22 protein-coding genes are annotated in these 25,158 nt (G+C 74.0%); 2 read left to right on the plus strand and 20 right to left on the minus strand.

Annotated elements, in window-relative coordinates; translation table 11 throughout:
• Positions 1–24 precede the first annotated feature (24 nt).
• Entirely contained in the window at positions 25–585 is a 561-nt protein-coding gene (locus BMW99_RS13575; RefSeq protein WP_075016868.1) for a hypothetical protein, read from the plus strand.
• A 400-nt stretch (positions 586–985) separates the two neighbouring features.
• Here BMW99_RS13575 and BMW99_RS13580 read toward each other — a convergent pair whose 3' ends face one another.
• The 14 genes from BMW99_RS13580 to pyrR form a co-directional block, all read right to left on the minus strand.
• Positions 986–3,145, minus strand: coding sequence for a primosomal protein N' (locus tag BMW99_RS13580; protein ID WP_075016869.1), 2,160 nt, complete (start codon positions 3,143–3,145; stop codon positions 986–988).
• 224 nt (positions 3,146–3,369) lie between these two features.
• Complete coding sequence (metK, locus tag BMW99_RS13585; RefSeq protein WP_069463970.1) at positions 3,370–4,587, minus strand: methionine adenosyltransferase; 1,218 nt, start codon at positions 4,585–4,587, stop codon at positions 3,370–3,372.
• A gap of 272 nt (positions 4,588–4,859) precedes the next feature.
• Positions 4,860–6,062: a bifunctional phosphopantothenoylcysteine decarboxylase/phosphopantothenate--cysteine ligase CoaBC gene (coaBC, locus tag BMW99_RS13590; RefSeq protein WP_069463975.1), complete on the minus strand. Its 1,203-nt coding sequence runs from the start codon at positions 6,060–6,062 to the stop codon at positions 4,860–4,862.
• Between the two features lie 112 nt (positions 6,063–6,174).
• Entirely contained in the window at positions 6,175–6,450 is a 276-nt protein-coding gene (gene rpoZ / locus BMW99_RS13595) for a DNA-directed RNA polymerase subunit omega (RefSeq protein ID WP_069463971.1), read from the minus strand.
• A gap of 109 nt (positions 6,451–6,559) precedes the next feature.
• Entirely contained in the window at positions 6,560–7,123 is a 564-nt protein-coding gene (gene gmk, locus BMW99_RS13600; protein ID WP_069463972.1) for a guanylate kinase, read from the minus strand.
• A 37-nt stretch (positions 7,124–7,160) separates the two neighbouring features.
• Positions 7,161–7,484 (minus strand): integration host factor, encoded by a 324-nt coding sequence (locus tag BMW99_RS13605; RefSeq protein WP_031515413.1) that lies wholly within the window; start codon positions 7,482–7,484, stop codon positions 7,161–7,163.
• Positions 7,485–7,763: 279 nt separating this feature from the next.
• Positions 7,764–8,597: an orotidine-5'-phosphate decarboxylase gene (gene pyrF / locus BMW99_RS13610; protein ID WP_069463973.1), complete on the minus strand. Its 834-nt coding sequence runs from the start codon at positions 8,595–8,597 to the stop codon at positions 7,764–7,766.
• On the minus strand, positions 8,594–9,706 hold the full coding sequence (locus BMW99_RS13615; protein ID WP_069463974.1) for a quinone-dependent dihydroorotate dehydrogenase: 1,113 nt from the start codon (positions 9,704–9,706) through the stop codon (positions 8,594–8,596). Before BMW99_RS13615 ends, pyrF begins: the two co-directional genes overlap by 4 nt.
• A gap of 6 nt (positions 9,707–9,712) precedes the next feature.
• The gene (gene carB, locus BMW99_RS13620) at positions 9,713–13,033 is read right to left on the minus strand and encodes a carbamoyl-phosphate synthase large subunit (protein WP_069462620.1); all 3,321 of its coding nucleotides are present in this window, start codon (positions 13,031–13,033) and stop codon (positions 9,713–9,715) included.
• The gene (carA, locus tag BMW99_RS13625) at positions 13,026–14,168 is read right to left on the minus strand and encodes a glutamine-hydrolyzing carbamoyl-phosphate synthase small subunit (RefSeq protein WP_069462621.1); all 1,143 of its coding nucleotides are present in this window, start codon (positions 14,166–14,168) and stop codon (positions 13,026–13,028) included. The genes carB and carA overlap by 8 nt, the downstream gene beginning before the upstream one ends.
• Positions 14,165–14,803: a PH-like domain-containing protein gene (locus BMW99_RS13630; protein ID WP_079138257.1), complete on the minus strand. Its 639-nt coding sequence runs from the start codon at positions 14,801–14,803 to the stop codon at positions 14,165–14,167. The genes carA and BMW99_RS13630 overlap by 4 nt, the downstream gene beginning before the upstream one ends.
• Positions 14,800–16,086: a dihydroorotase gene (locus tag BMW99_RS13635; RefSeq protein WP_069462622.1), complete on the minus strand. Its 1,287-nt coding sequence runs from the start codon at positions 16,084–16,086 to the stop codon at positions 14,800–14,802. Before BMW99_RS13635 ends, BMW99_RS13630 begins: the two co-directional genes overlap by 4 nt.
• Before the next feature lie 2 nt (positions 16,087–16,088).
• On the minus strand, positions 16,089–17,072 hold the full coding sequence (locus tag BMW99_RS13640; RefSeq protein WP_069462623.1) for an aspartate carbamoyltransferase catalytic subunit: 984 nt from the start codon (positions 17,070–17,072) through the stop codon (positions 16,089–16,091).
• Positions 17,073–17,184: 112 nt separating this feature from the next.
• A complete protein-coding gene (gene pyrR / locus BMW99_RS13645; protein ID WP_245791429.1) occupies positions 17,185–17,862 on the minus strand; it encodes a bifunctional pyr operon transcriptional regulator/uracil phosphoribosyltransferase PyrR in 678 nt (225 codons plus the stop codon).
• A 219-nt stretch (positions 17,863–18,081) separates the two neighbouring features.
• Between pyrR and bldD the strand changes: the two genes are divergently transcribed.
• On the plus strand, positions 18,082–18,582 hold the full coding sequence (gene bldD, locus BMW99_RS13650; RefSeq protein ID WP_069462624.1) for a transcriptional regulator BldD: 501 nt from the start codon (positions 18,082–18,084) through the stop codon (positions 18,580–18,582).
• A gap of 87 nt (positions 18,583–18,669) precedes the next feature.
• Here bldD and fusA read toward each other — a convergent pair whose 3' ends face one another.
• The 6 genes from fusA to BMW99_RS13680 all read right to left on the minus strand — a co-directional run bounded on the left by fusA (position 18,670) and on the right by BMW99_RS13680 (position 25,146).
• Positions 18,670–20,805, minus strand: a complete 2,136-nt coding sequence (gene fusA / locus BMW99_RS13655) for an elongation factor G (RefSeq protein ID WP_069462625.1) — start codon at positions 20,803–20,805, stop codon at positions 18,670–18,672.
• 183 nt (positions 20,806–20,988) lie between these two features.
• Positions 20,989–21,162 (minus strand): hypothetical protein, encoded by a 174-nt coding sequence (locus BMW99_RS41305; RefSeq protein ID WP_176735430.1) that lies wholly within the window; start codon positions 21,160–21,162, stop codon positions 20,989–20,991.
• A gap of 157 nt (positions 21,163–21,319) precedes the next feature.
• The gene (locus tag BMW99_RS13665; RefSeq protein ID WP_069462627.1) at positions 21,320–22,810 is read right to left on the minus strand and encodes a pyridoxal phosphate-dependent decarboxylase family protein; all 1,491 of its coding nucleotides are present in this window, start codon (positions 22,808–22,810) and stop codon (positions 21,320–21,322) included.
• Between the two features lie 149 nt (positions 22,811–22,959).
• Positions 22,960–23,385 (minus strand): transcription antitermination factor NusB, encoded by a 426-nt coding sequence (gene nusB, locus BMW99_RS13670; RefSeq protein WP_069462628.1) that lies wholly within the window; start codon positions 23,383–23,385, stop codon positions 22,960–22,962.
• Between the two features lie 2 nt (positions 23,386–23,387).
• The gene (gene efp / locus BMW99_RS13675) at positions 23,388–23,954 is read right to left on the minus strand and encodes an elongation factor P (RefSeq protein ID WP_069462629.1); all 567 of its coding nucleotides are present in this window, start codon (positions 23,952–23,954) and stop codon (positions 23,388–23,390) included.
• Positions 23,955–24,009: 55 nt separating this feature from the next.
• The gene (locus tag BMW99_RS13680; RefSeq protein ID WP_069462630.1) at positions 24,010–25,146 is read right to left on the minus strand and encodes an aminopeptidase P family protein; all 1,137 of its coding nucleotides are present in this window, start codon (positions 25,144–25,146) and stop codon (positions 24,010–24,012) included.
• Positions 25,147–25,158 lie beyond the last annotated feature (12 nt).

A 25,158-nucleotide genomic window follows, 5' to 3' on the forward strand; every position in this document is an offset into this window, starting at 1 on the left:
TCCGCCGGTTGGAGAGGCTTGTTGATGCCCGACCACGCAACTCCTGACGCCCAGGCACGGGCCACCCTGCACCTTCTGGTGCGGGATATCGAGAGGGTCCGCCGCCAGGTGGACGCGCTGCGTACGCTGACCGCCCAGTTGGGCAACGTCTACCGGCCGCGGCGCAGCGGCCCCAGCGCGGGATTCGTCGTCTACGGGCGGGCGCCGGCGCCGACGGTCCGGCTGGCGCAGGAGCTGCGCGACAGCGTCGAAGCACTCGTCACCGCGGCCGTCGACTTCGACCGGTCGCTGGGATTCTCGTGGGACGCGGTGGGCTCCGCGCTGGGCGTCACCAAGCAGGCCGTGCACCGCCGTTACGGCGGCCGGCGCCCCGCGGCCGCCACCACCTCGGGTTCGGGTTCCGCGACCGGGGCCGGAACCGGGACCGGAACCGGGACCGCGACGGCCGAGGAGCCCGCGCTGGTCCGACAGCCGTCCGTCCCCGCGGCCCGCACGATGCCCGGCCCGATGCATGGCCCGTTGCATGGCCCGATGCGCGAGGACGCCGTCTCCGGCCCCTCGTTCCCGGCCCCCCGCAACGGCTGACCCGCTCCCCCGCGCCACCTCCGCCCTCGGCGTCTGCCCGTCTGCCGACATCGCGCAGCCGCCGAGGCCCCTCCCCCCGCACGCGCACCCCACAGGTGCGCGAGCCCCTGACCGCCCGCCACTCCCCGCGGCCGCTGACGGCGATCCACCCTCACCAGGGGCCATCCGCAGGCGAGCACGGGCAAGAAGCCGGTGGCGCGGGTCGGTACGACAACGCGCCGTCAGGGCCTGCACCCGAGCACGGACGTGCCCCCGGCCACCCAGCGCCCCGACGAACCCGCCACCCAGCGCCCCGACGGCCCGGGCAACGCGACGGACCCGATTCCACGGCGCTCCGGCCCGCCCCGCGAACCGGTCCGGCCGCGCCGTGCCCGGCCGGATCACCCGCACGAACCCGGCGTCAGCCGATGTCCAGCGGATCCATCCGGATGAGCGCCGGCTCCGCCGCCCCCCGCGCGGCCCGCGCGACCCGCACCTGCTTGAGCGCCGCGGCCAGCGCCGCCCCCGCCCCGGGCGGCACCCGGATCAACAGCCGCTCCCACGGCTCACCGCGCTCGCCGCGGTCACCGCGCTCCCGCCGCCCGCCGCCCGCCGCGTCATGGCCGGCGACCGGCACCGGCCCCAGCAGGTCCGCCCCCGGCGGCAGCCGCACCGTGTCCATCACGTCGGCGATCGCCGCCGGCGACCCCGTGACCGACGCCATCCGTGCCACCGGCGGAAACCGCAGCTCGGCCCGCTCCGCCAGCTCCCGCAGCGCGTGCCCGGCCGGATCCCACCGCACCAGCGCCTGCACGGGGCGCAGCGTCGGCTCGGCCAGCACGACCACCGTGCCGTGCTGCCCGGCGGGCCGCACGAGGGCCGCGGCGAGCGCCCAGCGCCGCAGCGCCTCCTCGCCCGCGCGCAGGTCGGGGCGGTTGAGCAGGGCCCACCCGTCGAGGAGCAGCGCGGCCGCGTAACCGGGCCCGTCGGCGACCGGCTCGGCGCCCGGGGTGGCGACGACGAGCGCGGGCGCGTCCCCGACCGACGCCAGCACCGTGTCCCGGCCCGACGTGCGCACCGGCACGCTGGGGAAGACCCGGCCCAGTTCCTCCGCGGTGCGCCGCGCGCCCACCACCCGGGCGCGCAGCCGGACACCGCCGCACTCGTCGCAGTGCCAGTCCGCGGCGGGCCGCCCGCACCAGCCGCACGCGGGCGTGCCCGCCTGGTCCTTGAGTTCCAGCGGGCCCGCGCACGCCGCGCACCGCGCGGGCGTCCGGCAGCGGTCGCAGGCCAGCCTCGGCAGGTAGCCGCGGCGCGGCACCTGGACCAGCACCGGGCCGCGGGTCAGCGCCTCGCGGGTGACCTGCCAGGCCAGCGACGGCAGCCGGGCCGCGCGGGCCGCCTCGTCCCGCGCCTGGTCGGCGTCCGAGACGGTGCGGATCAGCGGGGCCGCCTCGCGCACCGCCGCGCGGGACGCGGCCAGCGGCAGGGCCCACCCGCTGTCCACCAGCTGCGCGCCCTCGACCGTGCTGGTGACGCCGCCGAGCAGGAACGCGGTGCGCTCCTCGCGTGACCGCAGGAGCAGGACGTCACGGGCGTGCGGCTGCGGCGCGTGCTGCTCGGCATGGCTGGAGTCGCCGTCGTCCCACAGGGCGACCAGGCCCAGGTCCGCGACGGGCGCGAACATCGCCGCGCGGGTGCCGACGACCGCCTTCACCGCGCCGCGGCTGACCGCCAGCCACCGCCGGTAGCGCTCCTCAGGGCCGGCGTCGGCGGTGAGCAGCACATGGCGGCCCTCGCCGAGCAGCTCGGTGAGGGCCTGGTCGACGCGGGCCGCGGCCCGCCCGTCGGGCAGGACCGCGAGCGCGCCGCGGCCGCCGGCGAGCGCGGTGGCCATCGCCACGGCCAGTTCGTGCGGCCAGTGCGGCCCGGGCAGCGCCAGCCACACCGCGCGGGGGGTGTCACCGCGGGCCAGCGCCGCCAGGTAGGCGGGGCCGGTGGCGTAGCGCTCCCAGCTGCCGGGCGCGGGCGGCGGCGGGTCGGGCAGGGGCGCGGGCGAGGGGTCGCGTTCGGCGCGGGCCATCCGGGGCGGCACGGCGAGCTGGACGACGTCGGCGAGCGAACCGGCGTAGCGGTCGGCGACCTGCCGGCACAGGGCCAGCAGGGCGGGGCCGAGCACCCGCTCCTCGGACAGCACCTGGGCGAGCGGGGCGAGCGGGCCGTGGAAGTCGCTGTCGACACGGCGCTCGACGATGAAGCCGTCGTGGAGGGTGCCGCCCTCCCTGCGCCCCTTGACCACGCGTGCCCCGAACCGCACCCGGACCCGGACGCCCGGCTGGGCCTCGGCGTCCATGGCGGCGGGCACCGCGTAGTCGAAGTACTGGTCGAGGTGGACCAGGCCCTTGTCCACCAGGACGCGGGCCACGGGGAGTTCGCCGGCCAGGGCGGCACCGCGCCAGGTGCGCGGCTTGGCCCGGGTCTTGCGGACGGTCTCCCGGATGAGGGCGAGCTGCTCGCCCTCCTGCCCCCCTGTTCCGGGGGCATCCGGGTCCCGCTCGTCCTGCCCGTTCTCGCCGCTCACCCTTCATTTCCTACCAGACGGTGCCGACACCCCCGGAATGCCGCTGCCGCACTCCGCGGTCTCCCGGCGCCCGGGACCGGCCGGCGCGGGGGCCGGGGCGGCGCACAGGCCGGGCAGCGGCACGGCGAGCGCGCACAGGCCGGGACGGCGCAGACGCAGGGACCGCACCCCCCGCTGGGGGTGCGGTCCCTGCGTCTGCGCGGACGGCGCCGCGGGCTCGGGCCCTAGAGGCCGACGGCCGCCTTGAGCGCGTCCACGCGGTCGGTCCGCTCCCAGGTGAAGTCCGGCAGGTCGCGGCCGAAGTGGCCGTACGCGGCGGTCTGGGCGTAGATCGGGCGCAGCAGGTCGAGGTCGCGGATGATCGCGGCCGGGCGCAGGTCGAAGACCTCGCCGATGGCCTGCTCGATGCGCTCCGCGTCGACGGTGGCGGTGCCGAAGGTCTCCACGAACAGGCCGACGGGCTCGGCCTTGCCGATCGCGTAGGCGACCTGGACCTCGCAGCGTGCCGCCAGGCCGGCCGCGACGACGTTCTTGGCGACCCAGCGCATCGCGTAGGCGGCCGAGCGGTCGACCTTGGACGGGTCCTTGCCGGAGAACGCGCCGCCGCCGTGGCGGGCCATGCCGCCGTAGGTGTCGATGATGATCTTGCGGCCGGTCAGGCCCGCGTCGCCCATCGGGCCGCCGATCTCGAACCGGCCGGTGGGGTTGACCAGCAGCTTGTAGCCCTCGGTGTCCAGCTTGATGCCGTCCTCCAGGAGCGCCTTGAGCTCGACCTCGACCACGAACTCGCGGATGTCCGGCGCGAGCAGCGACTCCAGGTCGATGTCCGAGGCGTGCTGCGAGGAGACCACGACGGTGTCCAGCCGGACCGCCTTGTCGCCGTCGTACTCGATGGTGACCTGGGTCTTGCCGTCGGGGCGCAGGTACGGGATGGTCCCGTTCTTGCGGACCTCCGTCAGCCGCCGGGAGAGGCGGTGCGCCAGGGTGATCGGCAGCGGCATCAGCTCGGGCGTCTCGTCGGAGGCGTAGCCGAACATGAGGCCCTGGTCGCCGGCGCCCTGCCGGTTCAGCTCGTCGTCGTCGGACACGGAGCCCTGGACGCGCTTCTCGTAGGCGGTGTCGACGCCCTGCGCGATGTCCGGGGACTGCGAGCCGATGGACACCGAGACGCCGCAGGAGGCGCCGTCGAAGCCCTTCTTGGACGAGTCGTACCCGATGTCGAGGATCTTGTTGCGCACCAGGGTGGCGATGTCGGCGTAGGCGGTGGTGGTCACCTCGCCCGCGATGTGCACCTGGCCGGTGGTGATCAGCGTCTCCACGGCGACCCGGGACGTGGGGTCGACATCGAGGAGAGCGTCGAGGATCGTGTCGCTGATCTGGTCAGCGATCTTGTCGGGGTGGCCCTCGGTCACGGACTCCGAGGTGAACAGGCGGCGGGACACATCGCTCCCTGGGGTTGCAGCGGCTGCTGGCTGATTCTGGTCGAAGGGCACGGGGCTGCGCCTGGCACTTCGCCGTCAGTTTAACGTTCGCACACCCGGCTCGGGCGTGTGATCTCGCCCTTCGGATGGATCGGGGCGCCGCGGCGCCCGGCGCCGGCGCGCGGAGACCCCTTTCGGCCACCCCCCGTGCCCCGGGCGTTTCCCGCCTCGCGCGGGGCGCAGGGGCACCGCCCGGTGCGGCGGGCCAGGCGGCCGGTGGCGCCTGGGCCGCGTTAGACCAGGCGGGCGGCGACCAGGTCCCAGATCCGGTCGGCGAGCGCTTCCTTCGGGCCGTACGGGACGGGCGTCTCGCTGCCGTCGGCGCCCAGCACGACCGCCTCGTTCTCCTCGGTGCCGAACGCCTTGCGCTCGCCCACCTCGTTGACGACCAGCAGGTCGCAGCCCTTGCGCGCGAGCTTGGCGCGGCCGTTGGCCAGGACGTCGTCGGTCTCGGCGGCGAAGCCGACGACCAGCTGTCCGGGGCGGGCGCGGTGCGCGGAGATCTCCGCGAGGATGTCGGGGTTGCGGACCAGGGCCAGCGGCGGCGGCTCCTCGCCGTCCTTCTTCTTGATCTTGCCGGCGGCGTACGCGGCCGGGCGGAAGTCGGCCACGGCCGCGGCCATCACCACCACGTCGGCGTCGGCGGCGGCCTTGACCACCTGTTCGCGCAGCTGCTCGGCGGTGCCGGCGGTGACCACGTCCGCGCCGGCCGGGTCGGGCAGCCCGGTGTTGGCGGCCACGAGGGTGACCCGGGCCCCGCGGGCCACGGCCGTACGGGCCAGCGCGTAGCCCTGCTTGCCCGACGAGCGGTTGCCGAGGAAGCGGACCGGGTCGAGCGGCTCGCGGGTGCCGCCGGCGCTCACCACGACGTGGCGGCCGGCCAGGTCGGCCACGGTGGTGCCGCGGGCCAACACCCGGCGGCACACCTCGAAGATCTCGGCCGGGTCCGGCAGCCGGCCCTTGCCGGTGTCCACGCCGGTCAGCCGGCCGACGGCGGGCTCGATCACCACGGCGCCGCGGCGGCGCAGCGTGGCGACGTTCTCCTGGGTGGCGGCGTGCTCCCACATCTCGGTGTGCATGGCGGGTGCGAAGACCACCGGGCAGCGGGCGGTGAGCAGGGTGTTGGTGAGCAGGTCGTCGGCGAGTCCGTGGGCGGCCCGGGCCAGGGTGTCGGCGGTCGCGGGGGCGACGACGACGAGGTCGGCGTGCTGCCCGATCCGCACGTGCGGGACCTGGTGGACGTCGTCCCAGACGCGGGTGGCGACGGGGTGGCCGGACAGCGCGGCCCAGGTGGCCTCGCCGACGAAGTGCAGGGCGGAGTCGGTGGGGACCACGCGCACGTCGTGCCCGGACTCGGTGAGCCGGCGCAGCAGCTCGCACGCCTTGTAGGCCGCGATGCCGCCGCTCACGCCCAGCACGACCTGTGGCTTGCCCATGGTCACTCCCGCCTCCGTGTCCGGTTCCGCTGTCCCCATGACACACCACGGGCCCGGCGGTCGTACCGCCGGGCCCGTGGTGGTGCTCCGTGTGCTGTCCTTGCGCGCCCGGTCAGGCGTTCGGCGGCGCCTCGACGGCCTCGGACGTCAGCAGCCCGGCGTTGATCTCACGCAGCGCGATCGACAGCGGCTTCTCGTGGACGTGGGTGTCCACCAGCGGGCCGACGTACTCCAGGAGGCCCTCGCCGAGCTGGGAGTAGTACGCGTTGATCTGGCGCGCGCGCTTGGCCGCGTAGATCACCAGGCTGTACTTGGAGTCGGTGGCCTCAAGCAGCTCGTCGATCGGCGGGTTGATGATGCCCTCGGGCGTGGTGATGGAAGAGGACACGCTCTACCTACCCCTACTAGTAGACGGTTGACCGCGGCATCGACAGGTGCCGGCCGCGGTGTGGGACGGCTGGTGATCAGCTCGCGTTCAGCTGGTGCTCACGTGCTGATCAGGCAGTCCGCATCAAGGCTAGCAGCTCGCGCGCTACCGCCTCGACGGAGGTGTTGACAAGGGTCTCGTCGAACTCGGATTCGGCGGCCAGCTCGACCCGTGCCGCGACCAGCCGGCGCTCGATCACCTCGGGTGACTCGGTGCCGCGGCCGGTGAGCCGGCGGACCAGCTCGTCCCAGCTCGGTGGCGCGAGGAAGACCAGGCGCGCCTCCGGCATGGACTCGCGGACCAGCCGCGCGCCCTGCAGGTCGATCTCGAGCAGCACCGGCTCGCCCGCGGCGAGCCGGTCCAGCACCGCCTTGCGCGGCGTGCCGTACCGGTGGCCGGCGAACTCGGCCCACTCCAGCAGCTCGCCGTTGGCGACGAGCTTGTCGAACTCGTCGTCGTCGACGAAGTAGTACTGCACTCCGTGCTGCTCGCCGGGGCGGGGCCTGCGCGTGGTGGCGGACACCGAGAGCCAGATCTCGGGGTGCTCCGTGCGCATATGAGCGACGACCGTGCTCTTGCCGACCCCCGAGGGGCCGGAGAGCACGGTCAGCCGCGGATGTACTGCAGGGCTCATGAAGCGATTATCCCTGCTTCCCGACGGTGTCGGGACCTCAGGCGGCCGTACCGCCGAACTCGCGCTCCAGGGAGGCGATCTGGTTGGAGCCGAGACCACGGACGCGGCGGCTCTCGGAGATGCCGAGCCGCTCCATGATCTGCTTGGCGCGCACCTTGCCGACGCCGGGAAGCGACTCGAGCAGGGCGGAGACCTTCATCTTGCCGATGACATCGTTCTCCTGGCCCTGCTTGATGACCTCGTGCAGGGAAGCGCCGGAGTGCTTGAGCCGGTTCTTGACCTCGGCGCGCTCCCGGCGAGCCGCAGCGGCCTTTTCTAGCGCGGCAGCGCGCTGTTCAGGGGTAAGGGGCGGAAGAGCCACGCCTACGTCACCTCGGATGTAGAGCTATCGGATATGGACCGTGTGGACCGTACTCGCCCGCCAGAGCAGGGCGATGAGCGCCGCATCTGTACGGCTCGCTCTCGTCGGAGACTAGCGGTCCCGACGGCCCAAGTCAGCGAGAACAGTCGAAAAGTCCTGGTCAGACTCGATCCAGCGGGATATATGGGGCAAACCGGAACAGGATGAGGGGTCAAGAGGGCCGGTTGTTGAATCCGGCCCTTTTCTGTGTCCTATTCGCGCCCGTGAATCCGGCGGTATTCAGCGACCGACGACCGACCGCACCGCTTCCGCATATGACCGCGCGGCATTCCGCAGCGCCGCGACGTCGGGACCGTGCCGCAGCACGTCCCGGCTCACGCTTGGCAGCACGTCGGGCAGCGCCTCGCCGAAGACCCCGGGAAGGTCGGCGGGCGTCGCGCCCTGAGCGCCCACGCCGGGCGCCAGCAGCGGCCCGTTCACCGCCAGGTCGGCCCGCGCGTCGCCGAGGGTGGCGCCGACCACCGCGCCGACCGAGCCCAGCGGCTCGGCCCCCGCGTTCTCGGCCGCGATGTGGTCCAGCATCGCCTGCGCGACCGAGCCGCCACCGGCCGCCTGCGCCCGCTGCACCTCGGCGCCCTCCGGGTTCGACGTCAGGGCCAGCACGAAGACGCCCGCGCCGGAGGCGGCGGCCGCGTCCAGCGCCGGGCGCAGCGAGCCGAAGCCCAGATACGGGCTGACCGTCACCGCGTCGGAGAACAGCGGGGAGTCCTTCTCCAGGAAGGCCGACGCGTAGGCGGCCATGGTGGAGCCGATGTCGCCGCGCTTGGCGTCCATCAGGACCAGGGCGCCGGCCTCCCGGGCCTCGGCCACGGTCCGCTCCAGCACCGCGATGCCGCGCGACCCGAAGCGCTCGAAGAACGCCGACTGCGGCTTGAGCACCGCCGTGCCGCCGGCCAGCGCCTCCACCACGGTCAGCGAGAACCGCTCCAGGCCGGCCACGTCGTCGTTCAGGCCCCAGGCGGTGAGCAGCGAGGCGTGCGGGTCGATGCCCACGCACAGCGGTCCGCGGTCGTCCATGGCCCGGCGCAGGCGCGCGCCGAAGGGCTCGCTCATCGTGCGGTCCCCTTCCTGGTGTCGGCGCCGACCGCGTCGGCGAGGGTCTCGTAGGGGCTGGCGGCCAGCCGGGCGGCCAGGCCCTTGTGGACGGCGCGCATCCAGAACGGGCCCTGGTAGACGAAGGCGCTGTAGCCCTGCACGAGGGTGGCGCCGGCCAGGATCCGCTGCCAGGCGTCCTCGGCGTCCTCGATGCCGCCGACGCCGACCAGGGTGAGGCGGTCGCCGACCCGCGCGTACAGGCGGCGCAGCACCTCCAGCGAGCCCGCCTTCAGCGGCGCCCCGGACAGGCCGCCGGTCTCCTGCACCTCGCCGGGCGAGGAGCGCAGGCCCAGCCCCTCGCGGGCGATGGTGGTGTTGGTGGCGATGATGCCGTCCAGGCCCAGCTCGACCGCGAGGTCGGCGACCGCGTCGACGTCCTCGTCGGCCAGGTCGGGGGCGATCTTCACCAGCAGCGGCACCCGGCGGCCGGGGACCGTGCGGTCGGCGGCCTCGCGGACCGCGCTCAGCAGCGGGCGCAGCGCGGCGGTCGCCTGCAGGTTGCGCAGGCCGGGGGTGTTCGGCGAGGACACGTTGACGACGAGGTAGTCGGCGTGGACGGCCAGCCGCTCGGCGGAGCGGACGTAGTCGGCGACCGCCTCGTCCTCCGGGACGACCTTGGTCTTGCCGATGTTGACGCCGACGGTGGTGCGGAACACCGCCTCGCGCGCGGCCAGCCGGGCGGCGACGGCGGCCGAGCCGTCGTTGTTGAAGCCCATCCGGTTGATCAGCGCGCGGTCGGCGACCAGCCGGAACAGCCGCTTGCGCGGGTTGCCCGGCTGGGCCTGCGCGGTGACCGTGCCGACCTCGACGTGGTCGAAGCCGAGCATGGCCAGGCCGTCGATCGCGACGGCGTTCTTGTCGAAGCCGGCGGCCAGGCCGAACGGCCCCGGCATCGTCAGCCCGAAGGCCTCGGTGTGCAGGGCGGGCCGCCGCGGCGCGAGCACCGCGGCGACCAGGGCGCGCACGCCGGGGACGGCGGCGGCCAGCCGGATCCAGCCGAACGCCAGGTGGTGCGCCCGCTCCGGGTCCATCCGCCGGAACAGCAGCCGGAAGAAGAGTGCGTACACGATGTGTCAGCCCTTCCGCGCCGCCGTCAGGTGCTCGGCGTGCTCCTGCAGCGAGCGGACCGCGATGTCACCGCGGACCAGGGCGTCGATGCCCTGGACGGCGGCGGCCAGCGCCTGGACGGTGGTCAGGCACGGCACGGCACGGGCGACCGCCGCGGTCCGGATGTCGTAGCCGTCGAGCCGGCCGCCGGTGCCGAACGGGGTGTTGACGATCAGGTCGACCTCGCCCTCGTGGATGAGGGTGACCACGGTCGGCTCGCCGTTCGGGCCGACGCCCTCGCTCTGCTTGCGCACCACGCGGGCCTCGATGCCGTTGCGCTTGAGGACCTCGGCGGTGCCGGAGGTGGCGAGCAGTTCGAAGCCGTGCTCGATCAGGGCGCGGGCCGGGAAGATCAGCGCGCGCTTGTCCCGGTTGGCGACCGAGACGAACGCCCGGCCCTTGGTGGGCAGCGCGCCGTACGCGCCGGCCTGCGACTTGGCGTACGCGGTGCCGAACACCGCGTCGATGCCCATGACCTCGCCGGTGGAGCGCATCTCCGGGCCGAGGATGGTGTCCACCCCGCGGCCCTGCGGGTCGCGGAACCGGCTCCACGGCAGCACGGCCTCCTTGACGGAGATCGGTGCGTCCAGCGGCAGCTCGCCGCCGTCCCCGGACGCCGGCAGCAGGCCCTCGGCGCGCAGCTCGGCGACGGTCGCGCCGAGCGAGATCCGCGCGGCGGCCTTGGCCAGCGGCACCGCCGTGGCCTTGGAGGTGAACGGCACGGTCCGGGAGGCGCGCGGGTTGGCCTCCAGCACGTAGAGGATGTCCCCGGCCAGCGCGAACTGGATGTTGATCAGGCCGCGCACCCCAACGCCGGCGGCGATCGCCTCGGTGGAGGCGCGCAGCCGCTTGATGTCGTGGCCGCCGAGGGTGATCGGGGGCAGCGCGCACGCCGAGTCGCCGGAGTGGATGCCGGCCTCCTCGATGTGCTCCATGACGCCGCCGAGGTACAGCTCGTGGCCGTCGTAGAGGGCGTCCACGTCGATCTCGATGGCGTCGTCGAGGAAGCGGTCCACGAGCACCGGCCGGTCCGGGCTGATCTCGGTGGACTCGGCGATGTACGAGGCGAGGCGGGTCTCGTCGTACACGATCTCCATGCCGCGGCCGCCGAGCACGTAGGACGGCCGGACCAGGACCGGGTAGCCGATCTCGTCGGCGATGGCCTTGGCGCCGGGGAACGACGTCGCGGTGCCGTGCTTGGGCGCGGGCAGCCCGGCCTCGGCGAGCACCCGGCCGAAGGCGCCGCGGTCCTCGGCGAGGTGGATGGACTCGGGCGAGGTGCCGACGACGGGCACGCCGTTGTCCTTGAGCGCCTGCGCCAGGCCCAGCGGGGTCTGGCCGCCGAGCTGCACGATGACACCGGCGACCGGACCGGCCTGGGTCTCGGCGTGCACGATCTCCAGCACGTCCTCCAGCGTGAGCGGCTCGAAGTACAGCCGGTCGGAGGTGTCGTAGTCGGTGGAGACGGTCTCCGGGTTGCAGTTGACCATCACGGTCTCGTACCCGGCGTCGTGCAGCGCGAAGGACGCGTGGACGCAGGAGTAGTCGAACTCGATGCCCTGGCCGATGCGGTTGGGGCCGGAGCCCAGGATGATCACCGCGGGCCTGGTGCGCGGGGCGACCTCGGTCTCCTCGTCGTAGGAGGAGTAGAAGTAGGGCGTGCGGGCCGCGAACTCCGCCGCGCAGGTGTCGACGGTCTTGTAGACCGGCCGGACGCCCAGGGCGTGCCGGACCTCGCGGACGACCTCCTCGCGCAGGCCGCGGATGCCGGCGATCTGCGCGTCGGAGAAGCCGTGCCGCTTGGCCTCGGCCAGCAGGTCGGGCGTCAGGTTGTCGGCCGCGGCCAGTTCGTCGGCGATCTCCTTGATGAGGAACAGCTGGTCGACGAACCAGGGGTCGATCCGCGTGAACCGGAAGACCTCCTCGGGCGTGGCACCGGCGCGGATGGCCAGCATCACGGTGTTGATCCGGCCGTCGGTGGGCACCGCGGCCCGGACCAGCAGCTCGTCCTTGGTGCCGGACGCCTCGGGCGCGCTGACGAAGTCGAACTGCGAGCCCTTCTTCTCCAGCGACCGCAGCGCCTTGTTCAGCGCCTCGGTGAAGTTGCGGCCGATCGCCATCGCCTCGCCGACCGACTTCATGGTGGTGGTCAGCGTGGCGTCGGCGGCCGGGAACTTCTCGAACGCGAACCGCGGCACCTTGACGACGACGTAGTCGAGCGTGGGCTCGAAGGACGCCGGGGTCTGCTCGGTGATGTCGTTGGGGATCTCGTCCAGGGTGTAGCCGACGGCCAGGCGGGCGGCGATCTTGGCGATCGGGAAGCCGGTGGCCTTGGACGCCAGCGCGGAGGACCGGGACACCCGGGGGTTCATCTCGATGACGATGACCCGGCCGTCCTCGGGGTTCACCGCGAACTGGATGTTGCAGCCGCCGGTGTCGACGCCGACCTCGCGGATCACGGCGATGCCGATGTCCCGCAGGATCTGGTACTCGCGGTCGGTGAGGGTCATGGCCGGCGCGACGGTGATCGAGTCACCGGTGTGCACGCCCATGGGGTCGAAGTTCTCGATGGAGCAGACGACCACGACGTTGTCGTGCTTGTCGCGCATCAGCTCCAGCTCGTACTCCTTCCAGCCGAGGATGGACTCCTCCAGGAGCACCTCGGTGGTCGGCGAGAGGGTCAGGCCCTGGCCGGCGATGCGGCGCAGCTCCTCCTCGTCGTGGGCGAAGCCGGAGCCGGCGCCGCCCATGGTGAAGGAGGGGCGGACGACCACGGGGTAGCCGCCGAGCGTCGTGACGCCGGCCAGCACGTCGTCCATCGTGTGGCAGATGACCGAGCGCGCGGACTCGCCGTGGCCGATGCTGCGGCGCACCGCCTCCACGACCTGCTTGAACTGCTCGCGGTCCTCGCCCTTGTGGATGGCGGCGACGTTGGCGCCGATCAGCTCCACGCCGTACTCGGTGAGCACGCCGTTGTCGTGCAGGGCGATCGCGGTGTTGAGCGCGGTCTGGCCGCCGAGCGTCGGCAGCAGCGCGTCGGGGCGCTCCTTGGCGATGATCTTCTCGACGAACTCGGGGGTGATCGGCTCGACGTAGGTGGCGTCGGCGATCTCCGGGTCGGTCATGATCGTGGCCGGGTTGGAGTTGACCAGGATCACCCGCAGGCCCTCGGCCTTGAGCACCCGGCAGGCCTGGGTTCCGGAGTAGTCGAACTCGGCCGCCTGGCCGATGACGATCGGGCCGGAGCCGATGACCAGGACGGACTGGATATCGGTGCGCTTAGGCACGCTGGGCTCCCTGTTCTGCCATGAGCTGGACGAAGCGGTCGAAGAGGTACGCGGCGTCGTGCGGGCCGGCGGCCGCCTCGGGGTGGTACTGGACGCTGAAGGCCGGGCGGTCCAGCAGCCGCAGGCCCTCCACCACGTTGTCGTTCAGGCACACGTGGCTGACCTCGGCGCGCCCGTAGGGCGTCTCGCTGACCGCGTCGAGCGGTGCGTCGACGGCGAAGCCGTGGTTGTGGGCGGTCACCTCGACCTTGCCGGTGGCGCGGTCCTGCACGGGCTGGTTGATGCCGCGGTGGCCGTACTTGAGCTTGTAGGTGCCGAAGCCCAGGGCCCGGCCGAGCAGCTGGTTGCCGAAGCAGATCCCGAACAGCGGGGTGCCGCGCTCCAGCACCGCCTGGATGACGCTCAGGTCGGCGGTGGCCGGGTCGCCGGGGCCGTTGGACAGGAACACGCCGTCCGGGTTCACCGCGTACACGTCCTCGGCGGTCGCGCTGGCCGGCAGCACGTGCACCTCGATGCCGCGCTCGGCCATGCGGTGCGGGGTCATGCCCTTGATGCCCAGGTCCAGGGCGGCCACGGTGAAGCGGCGGGTGCCCAGTGCCGGCACCACGTACGGCTGCTCGGTGGCGACCTCGGCGGACAGGTCGGCGCCGGTCATCTCCGGGGCCTGGCGGACCCGGGCCAGCAGGACGCCCTCGTCGGCGAGCGCGTTGCCGGAGAAGATGCCGACGCGCATCGCGCCCCGCTCCCGCAGGTGCCGGGTCAGCGCCCGGGTGTCGATGCCGCTGATGCCGACGACGCCCTGCGCGGTCAGCTCGTCGTCCAGCGAGCGCTGCGAGCGCCAGCTGGACGGGACGCGGGCGGGGTCGCGCACGACGTAGCCGGACACCCAGATGCGGGCCGACTCCGGGTCGTCGTCGTTGACGCCGGTGTTGCCGACGTGCGGGGCGGTCATGACGACCACCTGGCGGTGGTAGGAGGGGTCGGTCAGCGTCTCCTGGTAGCCGGTCATGCCGGTGGAGAAGACGGCCTCGCCGAAGGTCTCCCCCACCGCGCCGTAGGCACGGCCGCGGAAGATGCGGCCGTCCTCCAGGACGAGGAGGGCGGGCGCCTTGGCCGCCCGGGTCGAGGTCGTCATTGTGCGCCTTTCTGGTCGTGCGGTACGGCGGCGGGCTGTCGCATCTCCGGGAGGGGCCCGGTGGCGTCGGCCCGCTCGCCGCTGAGGTCGTTGATCCGCCGCACCCATTCCGGGTGGTCGGCGGCGTGCTCGGAGCGGAACCCGGTGTCGATGAGGGTGCCGCCGTGCTCCCAGGTGACGACCAGCAGGCCGCCCTCGGGGAGCACCTTGCCGGCGATGGCCTGGTCGAGCCGGGCGCCGCGCAGGGCAGCGGCCGGCACGAAGAAGCCGGGGGCTCCGGTGCGGTCGACGTCCAGGCCCTGCTCGGTGAGGGTCAGCCGGGCCCTGCTGCGTACACCGAGGCCGTGGGCGACGATGCGGTCCAGCCACTGCCCGGCGGTGGTGCTGCCGTGATAGCGGCCCTCGGCCTCCAGCAGCGGCTCACCGGTGGCCTCGGGTGCCTGCGGGAGCGCGGGCAGCCCGCCCTGCAGGGTGCGCCGCCACTGCCAGCCCTGGCGCATCAGCCAGTAGACCAGCCCGACGAACAGCGCGAGGCCGACGACCCAGCCGAGCCGGTCGGTCCAGTCGGTGACCTTGGCGGAGTGCTGGTCGCCCTGCGCGGTCACGACCGCGAGCAGGTTGAGAGGAGTCGTCACGTGAGCTTCCCGTCCATGACCGTGGCGTGGCCCCGCAGGAAGGTCGCCATCACCCGGCCCGGCAGCTCGCGCCCCTCGTACGGGGTGTTGCGGCTGCGGGAGGCGAAGCCCGCGGGATTGACGACACCACGGTATGCGGGATCGAGCAGCACCAGGTTCGCCGGCTCGCCCTCGGCGATCGGCCGGCCGTGCCCGGCGAGCCGTCCGATGACGGCGGGGCGGGCGGACATCCGGTCGGCGACGCCGGCCCAGTCGAGCAGGCCGGTGTCGACCATGGTGTGCTGCACGACGGACAGCGCCGTCTCCAGGCCTACCATGCCCATGGCGGCCGCTGCCCACTCGCAGTCCTTGTCCTCGTGCGGGTGCGGCGCGTGATCGGTGGCCACACAGTCGATGGTGCCGTCCGCGAGGGCCTCGCGCAGCGCGAGCACGTCCGCCTCGGTGCGCAGCGGCGGGTTGACCTTGTAGACCGGGTCGTAGGAGCGGACCAGCTCGTCGGTGAGCAGCAGGTGGTGCGGGGTGACCTCGGCGGTGACGTCCCAGCCCTTGGACTTGGCCCAGCGCACGATCTCCACCGAGCCGGCGGTCGACAGGTGGCAGATGTGCACGCGGGAGCCGACGTGCGCGGCGAGCAGCACGTCCCGGGCGATGATCGACTCCTCGGCGACGGCCGGCCAGCCGGTCAGGCCCAGCTCGCCGGAGACCGTGCCCTCGTTCATCTGCGCGCCCTCGGTGAGCCGCGGCTCCTGCGCGTGCTGGGCGACGACACCGTCGAACGCCTTCACGTACTCCAGGGCGCGGCGCATGATCACCGCGTCGTCCACGCACTTGCCGTCGTCGGAGAAGACCCGGACCTGCGCGGCGGAGTCGGCCATGGCGCCCAGCTCGGCGAGCTTCCTGCCCTCCAGACCGACGGTGACCGCGCCGACCGGCTGCACGTCGCAGTAGCCGTACCCGCGGCCCAGCCGCCACACCTGCTCGACGACGCCGGCGGTGTCCGCGACGGGGAAGGTGTTGGCCATGGCGTGCACGGCGGTGTAGCCGCCCGCGGCGGCGGCGCGGGTGCCGGTCAGCACGGTCTCGGAGTCCTCGCGGCCGGGCTCGCGCAGATGGGTGTGCAGGTCGACCAGGCCGGGCAGCAGGATCAGGCCGTCGGCCTCGACGACCTGCGCGCCGTCCGCCGGCAGGGAGGCGCCGACGGCGGCGACGGTCTCCCCGTCGACCAGCACGTCGCGGGGCTCGCCGCCGAGGACCTTCGCGCCGCGGATCAGGATCGTGCTCATGGTTACTTGCTCTCCTCGGTGCGGGCGTCTTCGGTTCGTGCGGTGGCGATGGCCGGTTCGGAGCCGCCGAGCAGCAGGTACAGGACGGCCATCCGGGTGCTGACGCCGTTGGCGACCTGCTCGACGGCCGTGCAGCGCGGCGAGTCGGCGACCTCGGCGGTGATCTCCATGCCCCGGTTCATCGGGCCGGGGTGCATCACGATGGCGTGCTCGGGCAGCGCGGCCATCCGGAGGCCGTCGAGGCCGTAGCGGCGGGAGTACTCGCGCTCGGTGGGGAAGAACGCGGCGTTCATCCGCTCGCGCTGGACGCGCAGCATCATCACCGCGTCGGACTTGGCGAGCACCGCGTCCAGGTCGTAGCTGACCTGGCAGGACCACTGCTCGACGCCGATCGGCAGCAGGGTGGGCGGCGCGACCAGGGTGACCTCGGCGCCGAGTGTGGTGAGCAGCAGGACGTTGGAGCGGGCCACCCGGCTGTGCAGGACGTCGCCGACGATCGTGATCCGGCGGCCGGCCAGGTCGCGGCCGACGCCCGAGAGGTGGCGGCGCATCGTGAAGGCGTCCAGCAGGGCCTGCGTGGGGTGCTCGTGGGTGCCGTCGCCGGCGTTGACCACCGAGGAGTTGATCCAGCCGGACGTGGCCAGGCGCTGCGGCGCGCCGGACGAGTGGTGGCGCACGACGACCGCGTCGGCACCCATCGCCTCCAGGGTCAGGGCGGTGTCCTTGAGGGACTCGCCCTTGGAGACCGAGGAGCCCTTGGCGGAGAAGTTGATGACGTCGGCGGACAGCCGCTTGGCGGCCGCCTCGAACGAGATGCGGGTGCGCGTCGAGTCCTCGAAGAACAGGTTGACGACGGTGCGGCCGCGCAGGGTGGGCAGCTTCTTGATGGGCCGGTCGGCGACGCGCGCCATCTCCTCTGCGGTGTCGAGCACGAGGAGGGCGTCGTCGCGGGTGAGGTCGGCGGCCGAGATCAGATGGCGCTTCACAGGTCACTCCGTGGTGCTGGCCGGGCCGGGTGGAGGGCCGGCGCGGTGCGGTGATGGGCAGGAGGGCGCGCGGGAGCACCGGACCCGTGTGCCGGGTCCGGGCATGGCGGCGCTAGCGGTCCGCGGCCGGCGCGGTGTCCGCGCCGGAGGGGCCCTCGGGACCGTCGGGGCCGGCGCCGGAGCCGGCACCCTCCGAGCGCTCTTTGAGCCGCTGGCCGAGCAGCACGCTGTCGCGGCCGTCCTCCTCGGTGAGCAGCACCTTGACGGTCTCGCGCAGCGAGGTGGGCAGGTTCTTGCCGACGTAGTCCGCCCGGATGGGCAGCTCCCGGTGGCCGCGGTCGACCAGCACCGCGAGCTGGACCGCGCGGGGGCGGCCGATGTCGTTCAGCGCGTCGAGGGCGGCCCGGATGGTGCGGCCGGAGAAGAGCACGTCGTCGACGAGGATCACCAGGCGGCCGTCGATGCCGTCACCGGGGATCTCGGTGCGGGCGAGGGCACGCGGCGGGTGCAGGCGCAGGTCGTCGCGGTACATGGTGATGTCGAGCGAGCCGACCGCGGTGCCGCGGCCGGTGATCTCGGCGAGCTTGTCGGCCAGCCGGCGGGCCAGGAAGACCCCGCGGGTGGGGATGCCGAGGAGCACCACGTCGTCGGCGCCCTTGGCGCGTTCGACGATCTCGTGGGCGATGCGGGTGAGGACCCGCGCGATGTCCGGGGCTTCGAGCACCGGACGGGCGGACGGCGCCGGCGGGGCGGGTGCCGTCTGCGCGGTGGTGGAGCGGTCGTCGACCATGGGTCGTCGGACCTCCTTCCCCGCCTCACGGGACGGGCATTAAAGGACGTCAGGGGTACGGTTCGACGATATCAGGTGGCACTCGGGGTCTCCGGACGGCCCAGGTCAGGGCCCTGGACGGCCCAGGTCACCGACCGGTCGGCCCTCTTCGGCTTGACGACGCCGGATTACGCTGCGTAACCTCACAGTGAGTCACCGAGTTTCCGTCCGGGGAGCCATATGTCCAGCGATTACGCCAAGCAGCTCGGAGCCAAACTCCGGGCCATCCGCACGCAGCAGGGGCTGTCCCTGCACGGCGTCGAGGAGAAGTCCCAGGGCCGCTGGAAGGCAGTGGTCGTGGGCTCGTACGAGCGCGGCGACCGTGCCGTGACCGTGCAGCGCCTTGCCGAGCTCGCCGACTTCTACGGCGTGCCGGTGCAGGAGCTGCTGCCGGGTACGACCCCCGGCGGCGCGGCCGAGCCGCCGCCGAAGCTGGTCCTCGACCTCGAGCGCCTGTCCCAGGTCCCGCCGGAGAAGGCCGGTCCGCTGCAGCGCTACGCCGCGACGATCCAGAGCCAGCGCGGCGACTACAACGGCAAGGTGCTGTCGATCCGCCAGGACGACCTGCGCACCCTCGCCGTCATCTACGACCAGTCCCCCTCGGTGCTGACCGAGCAGCTCATCGCCTGGGGCGTGCTCGACGCCGACGCGCGCCGCGCGGTGCAGCACGAAGAGGGCTGACACACGTCGTCCCCCTTGTGCAGAAACGTCCCGCCCGGGACGCCCCCGCAGGGGCGTCCCGGGCGGTCCCGTCTCCGGCGGTGACGCCTACCGGGCCCGGGCCCGGGCGGGGTCACCGGCCGGCGCCGGGGCGTAGCCGGCGGGCCGGCTGGTGAACGTGCCCCGGCCCTGGGTCCGGTTCCGCAGCCGCGTCGCGTAGCCGAACAGCTCCGCCAGCGGCACCGTGGCGCTCACCACGGTGGAGCCTGCCCTGGCGGCGGAGCCGTGCACCCGGCCGCGCCGGGCCGCGAGGTCGCCGAGCACCAGGCCCACGGCCTCCTCCGGCACCGTCACCTCGACCTCGGCGACCGGCTCCAGCAGCTGCATGCGCGCGGCGCGCAGCGCCTGCCGCAGGGCGAGCCGGCCGGCCGTGCGGAACGCCGGCTCCGAGGAGTCGTGGCTGTGCACGGCGCCGTCGGTCAGCGTCACCAGCACGCCGGTCACCGGGTGGCCGCCGAGCGGACCCTCGGCGAGCGCGTCGCGGCAGCCGTCCTCGACCGCCCTGACGTACTCGCGCGGCACCCGCCCGCCGGTGACCGCCGACCGGAACACCAGGTCCGTGCCGCCGCCCGCGCCGAACCCCTGCCCCGCCTCACCGGACGCGGCAGGAAGCGGCGCCACGTCCAGCACCACCTGCGCGAACTGCCCGGCGCCGCCGTCCTGCTTGACGTGCCGGTACACCAGCCCCGTCACGCCGCTGAGCACCGTCTCCCGGTAGGCGACCCGCGGCCGTCCGACGGCGACCTCCAGGCCCTGCGCCCGGCGGATCTTCTCCACCGCCACCTCCAGGTGCAGCTCGCCCATCCCCGCGAGGACGGTCTGGCCGGTCTCGGCGTCGGTGCCGACGGTCAGCGACGGATCCTCCTCGGCCAGGCGCGCCAGCGCCGGCACGAGGCGTTCCGCGTCGCCGTTCCCGCGGGCCTCGACCGCGACGGACACCACGGGGGCGGCCACGGCCGGCGGTTCCAGGACCAGCGGGGCCCCGGGCGCGCACAGCGTCGCACCCGCGCGGGCCGCCTTGGGCCCGACCAGCGCCACGATGTCCCCGGCCACCGCGCGCTCGCGCTCGAAGTGGCGGTCGGCCTGGACCTCGAGGATCCGCGCGACGCGCTCGCCGCGGCCCGTGCCGGCGTCCAGCACCGTGTCCCCCTTCCCGATCGTCCCCGAGTACACCCGCACGTACGTCAGCCGCCCGGTGCCGGTCGTGGCGACCTTGAACACCAGCCCGGCGAACGGCGCCGCCGGGTCGGCGGCCCGCTCCTGCACACGGGCACCCGCCGTGCCGTCCGTGCCCCGTACCGGGGGCACGTCCAGCGGCGACGGCAGGTACGCCACCACCGCGTCGAGCAGCGGCTCGACCCCGCGGTTGCGGTAGGCGGAGCCGCACAGCACCACGACGGCCGCGCCGCCGCGGGTCAGGTCCCGCAGCGCCGCCCCCAGCGCGGAGGCGGACAGCGCGCCCTCGGCGCAGTACTGCTCCAGCGCCGCGGGATGCAGCTCGGCGACGGCCTCCTCCAGCGCCCGGCGGCGCCGCGCCGCCTCCTCGCGCAGGCCCTCGGGCACCGGGCCCTCGACGGGCGCCGCGCCGGCGGACGGCGCCGTGCCGTCCCACACCAGCGCCCGCATCCGGACCAGGTCGACGACGCCGGTGAAGGCGTGCTCGCGTCCGATGGGCAGCTGCACCGCGAGCGGCACAGCGCCCAGCCGGGTGCGGATCGAGTGCACCGCCGCGTCGAGGTCCGCGCCCGCGCGGTCGAGCTTGTTGACGAACGCGATCCGCGGCACGCCGTGCCGGTCGGCCTGCCGCCACACCGACTCGCTCTGCGGCTCCACCCCGGCGACGGCGTCGAAGACCACGACCGCGCCGTCCAGCACGCGCAGCGAGCGCTCGACCTCGTCGGCGAAGTCGACGTGGCCGGGCGTGTCGATCAGGTTGATCCGGTGGCCGTCCCACGCGCAGCTGACGGCCGCGGCGAAGATGGTGATGCCGCGGTCGCGCTCCTGCGGGTCGAAGTCGGTGACGGTCGTGCCGTCGTGGACCTCGCCGCGCTTGTGGGTCGCGCCGGACAGGAAGAGCACGCGCTCGGTCAGGGTGGTCTTGCCGGCGTCGACGTGGGCGAGGATGCCCAGGTTGCGGACGTCGGCGATCGGGGTGACGGGACGGCGGTTCGGGGTGCTGCGCACGGCCGTGGCCTTTCGGTGCGGATCACGGCGGATCCTCGGGACTGCGGGCAGCGCGATTCCCGGACGAGAGCGGGCCGTCGGCGGCCCGCGGCCCGGCGCGGGACGGCCGCGCTCGAGCCTTGCGGTCGGTGCGAGGACCGGCCCGGTGGGCTCAAGGGCGTGCGCCGCGGAGGCTGTTGCTCGTCAGCGGGTCCGGGGCCGGCCGCGCAGCCGGCGCCGGACGGACCGGGACACCAGGATCACCCGGTGCAGGGACGAGGGGACGGCAGCCGGGGTGCGGTCGCGCATGGCCGGGCCCTCCCTCTCCGCCGTCGTCTCGTCGTAGCGCGCCGCCGGGACGGCCGGGCGCGCGGTCACGACGGGAGTGTAGGTGCGGCGCCGCGACGCTCGCACGGGGATTTCCGCCCGCGCCGCGCGGCCCGCCCGCCGGTTTCGCGCCCCGGGCGGACACGGCCCTCCGGGCGGGCCGTCGTTGCCGGAGGGCTCTCCCGGGCCTGGCCCGACCGCCGTGCGGTCAGCGGGAGTAGAGGCGCGAGACGACCTCGGGCAGCAGGCGCTCGGTGAGCGGTGCGGGCAGTGCCTGGAGCACCGCCAGCACGGGCGCCATGCGGGCCGGCAGCGCCCCGTCCGGCCCGACGCCGGCCGCCTGGAGGGCCAGGGCCGCCTCGTCCGGGGTGAGCGCGTCCGGGTCGAGCGCGGCGGCCAGTTCCAGCAGCCCCGGGTCCACGGTGGGCGGGCCCAGCTCGCGGGCGCGGTCGGTGGCGGCCGCCAGTTCCTCCAGCAGCTCGGCGATCCGGGCCGGATCGGCGACGGCCGCGGTCACGGTCAGGTGGACGTTCGCCGGGGAACCGGCGTGCGCGGGCTGCGGCTGCAGGTACCAGCCGCGCAGCCGCATCTCGTCGGCGACCACGAACGGGTCGACCCGCGGATCGTCGCCGGCCACCGCGACGAGCGCGGCGTCCGGCTCGCCCAGCACCGCCAGGCCGTCGATCCGGCCGATGCCGTCGGTGAGTTGACGGACCGCCAGGTGCACCCGCCGGGACAGCTCCAGGTAGCCGCCGGTGCCGATCCGCTCCAGCACCGCCCACGCCCCGGCCAGCGGGCCGGCCGGCTTGGTGCCCTGGAGCGTCGCGTTGACGACCGGGTAGCCGGGCCAGGAGGCGTGCGCGAACCAGCCGTGGCGACGCAGCTCCGCGTCGCGGAAGAGCAGCACGGAGGCGCCCTTGGGGGTGTAGCCGTACTTGTGCAGATCGACGGAGAGTGAGGTGACGCCGGGCACCGACAGGTCGAAGGGCGGCGGGGCCGGCACGTCCTCGGCCAGCCGCAGGTGTCCCAGGTACCAGCCGCCGATGCACGCGTCGACGTGGCAGAGCACGCCACGCGCGGCGGCCGCGGCGGCGATCCCGGCGACCGGGTCGACCACTCCGTGGGCGTACGACGGCGCCGAGGCCACCACCAGGGCGGTGTCCGGGGTGAGCGCGGCGGCCATGTCGGCGGCGCGCACCCGGAAGTCCGCGCCGGCGGGGACGCTGACGACCCGCAGCCCGAACAGGTGGGCGGCCTTGTGGAAGGCGGCGTGCGCGGTGTCCGGCAGAACGATCTCGGGGGCGGTCACCCCGCGGGTGCGCCGGGCGTGCTCGCGTGCGGTGAGGACGGCCAGCAGGCAGCTCTCGGTGCCGCCGCTGGTGAAGGTGCCGGCCGTCCGCGGTGTGCCGCCGAGCAGGGCCGCGGCCCGGGCCACGACCGCGTTCTCCAGCGTGACCACGCTCGGGAACGCCGTCATGTCCAGGCCGTTGACGCCGGCGACGGTCTCCTGGGCCCGGGCGGCCAGCTCGTCCAGCCCGCCGAGCCCGGCGTCGTACACGTAGGCCATCGTGCGCCCGCCGTGCACCGGCAGGTCGGTGGCGCGCAGGGCGGCCAGCGCGGCGAGGAGGTCGTCGGCGCCGGGCCCCGTGCTGGGGTCGGCCGCGCCGCGGGCGAGGGTGGTCGGGGCGTCGCGGTCCATGCGGCGGAATCTAGGGCAGGTACACGGACACACACCAGGCCCGAAGCAGAATATTGTTCACCTTCTGCTGTCGGGCCTGGTCACAGGGGTGGTCACCGCCGCTGCGCGGTGCGCCGTGCGGGCCGGTGCCCGGCGCTCGGGCCGGAGTCCTAGCGCTCGAGCGTGGGCTTGAGCTCCATCAGCCGGCCCAGCAGGCCGTTGACGAACGACGGCGACTCGTCGGTCGAGAACTCCTTGGCCAGCTGCACCGCCTCGTCGAGCACCACCGCGTCCGGGACGTCGTCCTCCCACAGGAGTTCGTAGGTGCCCAGGCGCAGCACGTTGCGGTCGACGACCGGCATCCGGTCGAGCGTCCAGCCGACCGAGTAGCCGGACAGCAGCTCGTCGATGCGGGCGGCGTGCCCCGTGTAACCCTCCACCAGCTGGCGGGTGTAGTCGGTGACCGGCGGCTGCCGTTCGTCGGTCCGGGCGAGCCGGATCCAGTCCGCCATGACGGTGGTCGGGGACGCGCCCCGCTGCTCCGCCTCGAAGAGGATCTGGAAGGCACGCTTGCGGGCCTTGTTGCGGGCAGCCACGGTTAGCTGTTCACCCGGCCGAGGTAGTCGCCCGTGCGGGTGTCGACCTTCACCTTTTCACCCGTGGTGATGAACAGCGGCACACCGATCTCGTGGCCGGTCTCCAGGCGGGCCGGCTTGGAGCCACCGGTGGAGCGGTCGCCCTGCACACCCGGCTCGGTGTACTCGATGACCAGCTCGACGGAGGCGGGCAGCTCGATGTACAGGGGCGCGCCCTCGTACATCGCGACGACGGCCTCGAAGCCCTCCAGCAGGAAGTTGGCGGCGTCGCCGACGACCTCGGGGGTGATGGTGATCTGGTCGTACGTCTCCGTGTCCATGAACACGAAGTCGGTGCCGTCCTTGTAGGAGAACTGCATGCCGCGCTTGTCGACGTTGGCCGTCTCGACCTTCACGCCGGCGTTGAAGGTCTTGTCGACGACCTTCCCGGAGAGCACGTGCTTCAGCTTGGTGCGCACGAAGGCGGGGCCCTTGCCGGGCTTGACGTGCTGGAACTCGACGACGGTCCAGAGCTGGTCGCCGTCGAGCTTGAGCACGAGGCCGTTCTTGAGGTCGTTCGTGGTGGCCACGGTTGCGGAATCTCCTGAGAATGCAGCGTCGGGACCAGGAAATCCGCGGCGCCCCTCAGAGGGCGAGCAGTTCCTTGGTCGTGATGGTGAGTAGCTCCGGTCCGCCGTCCGCCGCAGGGCGCACGACGAGGGTGTCGTCGATCCGGACCCCGCCGCGGCCCGGTAGATGGACCCCCGGCTCGACGGTGACCGGCACGCAAGCGTCCAGTTTACCCATGGCCGCAGGCGACAACTGAGGGTCCTCGTCGATTTCCAGGCCCACACCGTGGCCGGACCAGGGAGCGAGGCCGTCCGCATGGCCCGCCGCGGTGAGCGGGCGGCGTGTCGCACGGTCCACATCGCGGCAGGCCACACCCGGTACGAGGGCCTCGCGGCCGGCCCGCTGGGCGTCGAAGACCAGGTCGTACAGCTCGACCTGCCAGGCCGCGGGAGCCGTGCCGATCACGAAGGTGCGGCCCACCTCGCAGCGGTAGCCGCGGTAGCAGGCGCCGAGGCGGACGGTGAGGAAGTCGCCCTCCTCGACGCGCCGGTCGGTCGGCACGTGGCGGGCGGTGCCCGAGTGCGGTCCGGTGCCCACCGACGTGGGGAAGGCCGGGCCGTCGGCGCCGTGGTCGACCAGCCGCCGCTCCAGCTCCAGTGCCAGGTGCCGTTCGGTGCGGCCGACCAGGATCGACTCCAGCAGCTCGCCGAGCGCCTGGTCGGCGATCTCCGCGGCGATCCGCAGCGCCGCGATCTCCTGCTCGTCCTTGACCAGGCGCAGCTGCTCGACCGCGTTCCCGAGGTCGGCGATCGGCAGGTCCTGGGCGACCGAGCGGACCGCGCGGTGGCGGGCGACCGTCAGATGGTGCTCCTCGACCGCGAGGCGCTCGGCGCGCTGCTCCCTGGCCAGGTCGGCGGCCGCGACGGCGGCGTCGCCGTCCGCCGTCGGCAGCGAGGTGGCGCGCAGGTCCTCAGGGGGGCGCTCGGCGCCGCGGTCACCGCGGTCACCCGGGTCGCCGGGGTCGTCCGGCGGCGGCCGCAGGTGGACCAGGGTGTCCTCGGGGCCGGGGCCGATGAGCAGCGCGGCACCGGGCGGCGCCGCACCGGTCAGGTACCGGACGTTCGCGGGGCGCGTCACCAGGGCAGCGTCGACACCCGTCGCCGCACATCTCTCGCGCAGCCTGTTCCTGCGGGTCCCATGCACCTCCGCCATGCGGCGAGTTTA

Source organism: Actinacidiphila rubida (genome assembly GCF_900110255.1).
GTDB lineage: Bacteria > Actinomycetota > Actinomycetes > Streptomycetales > Streptomycetaceae > Actinacidiphila > Actinacidiphila rubida.

Bases quoted from the DNA above. Each gene is read 5' to 3' on its own strand.
- BMW99_RS13575 (WP_075016868.1), top strand. From the start codon at position 25: ATGCCCGACCACGCAACTCCTGACGCCCAGGCACGGGCCACCCTGCAC.
- coaBC (WP_069463975.1), bottom strand. From the start codon at position 6,062: ATGGGCAAGCCACAGGTCGTGCTGGGCGTGAGCGGCGGCATCGCGGCC.
- gmk (WP_069463972.1), bottom strand. From the start codon at position 7,123: ATGAGCCCTGCAGTACATCCGCGGCTGACCGTGCTCTCCGGCCCCTCG.
- pyrF (WP_069463973.1), bottom strand. From the start codon at position 8,597: ATGAGCGAGCCCTTCGGCGCGCGCCTGCGCCGGGCCATGGACGACCGC.
- carA (WP_069462621.1), bottom strand. From the start codon at position 14,168: ATGACGACCTCGACCCGGGCGGCCAAGGCGCCCGCCCTCCTCGTCCTG.
- BMW99_RS13635 (WP_069462622.1), bottom strand. From the start codon at position 16,086: ATGAGCACGATCCTGATCCGCGGCGCGAAGGTCCTCGGCGGCGAGCCC.
- pyrR (WP_245791429.1), bottom strand. From the start codon at position 17,862: ATGGTCGACGACCGCTCCACCACCGCGCAGACGGCACCCGCCCCGCCG.
- bldD (WP_069462624.1), top strand. From the start codon at position 18,082: ATGTCCAGCGATTACGCCAAGCAGCTCGGAGCCAAACTCCGGGCCATC.
- BMW99_RS13665 (WP_069462627.1), bottom strand. From the start codon at position 22,810: ATGGACCGCGACGCCCCGACCACCCTCGCCCGCGGCGCGGCCGACCCC.
- BMW99_RS13680 (WP_069462630.1), bottom strand. From the start codon at position 25,146: ATGGCGGAGGTGCATGGGACCCGCAGGAACAGGCTGCGCGAGAGATGT.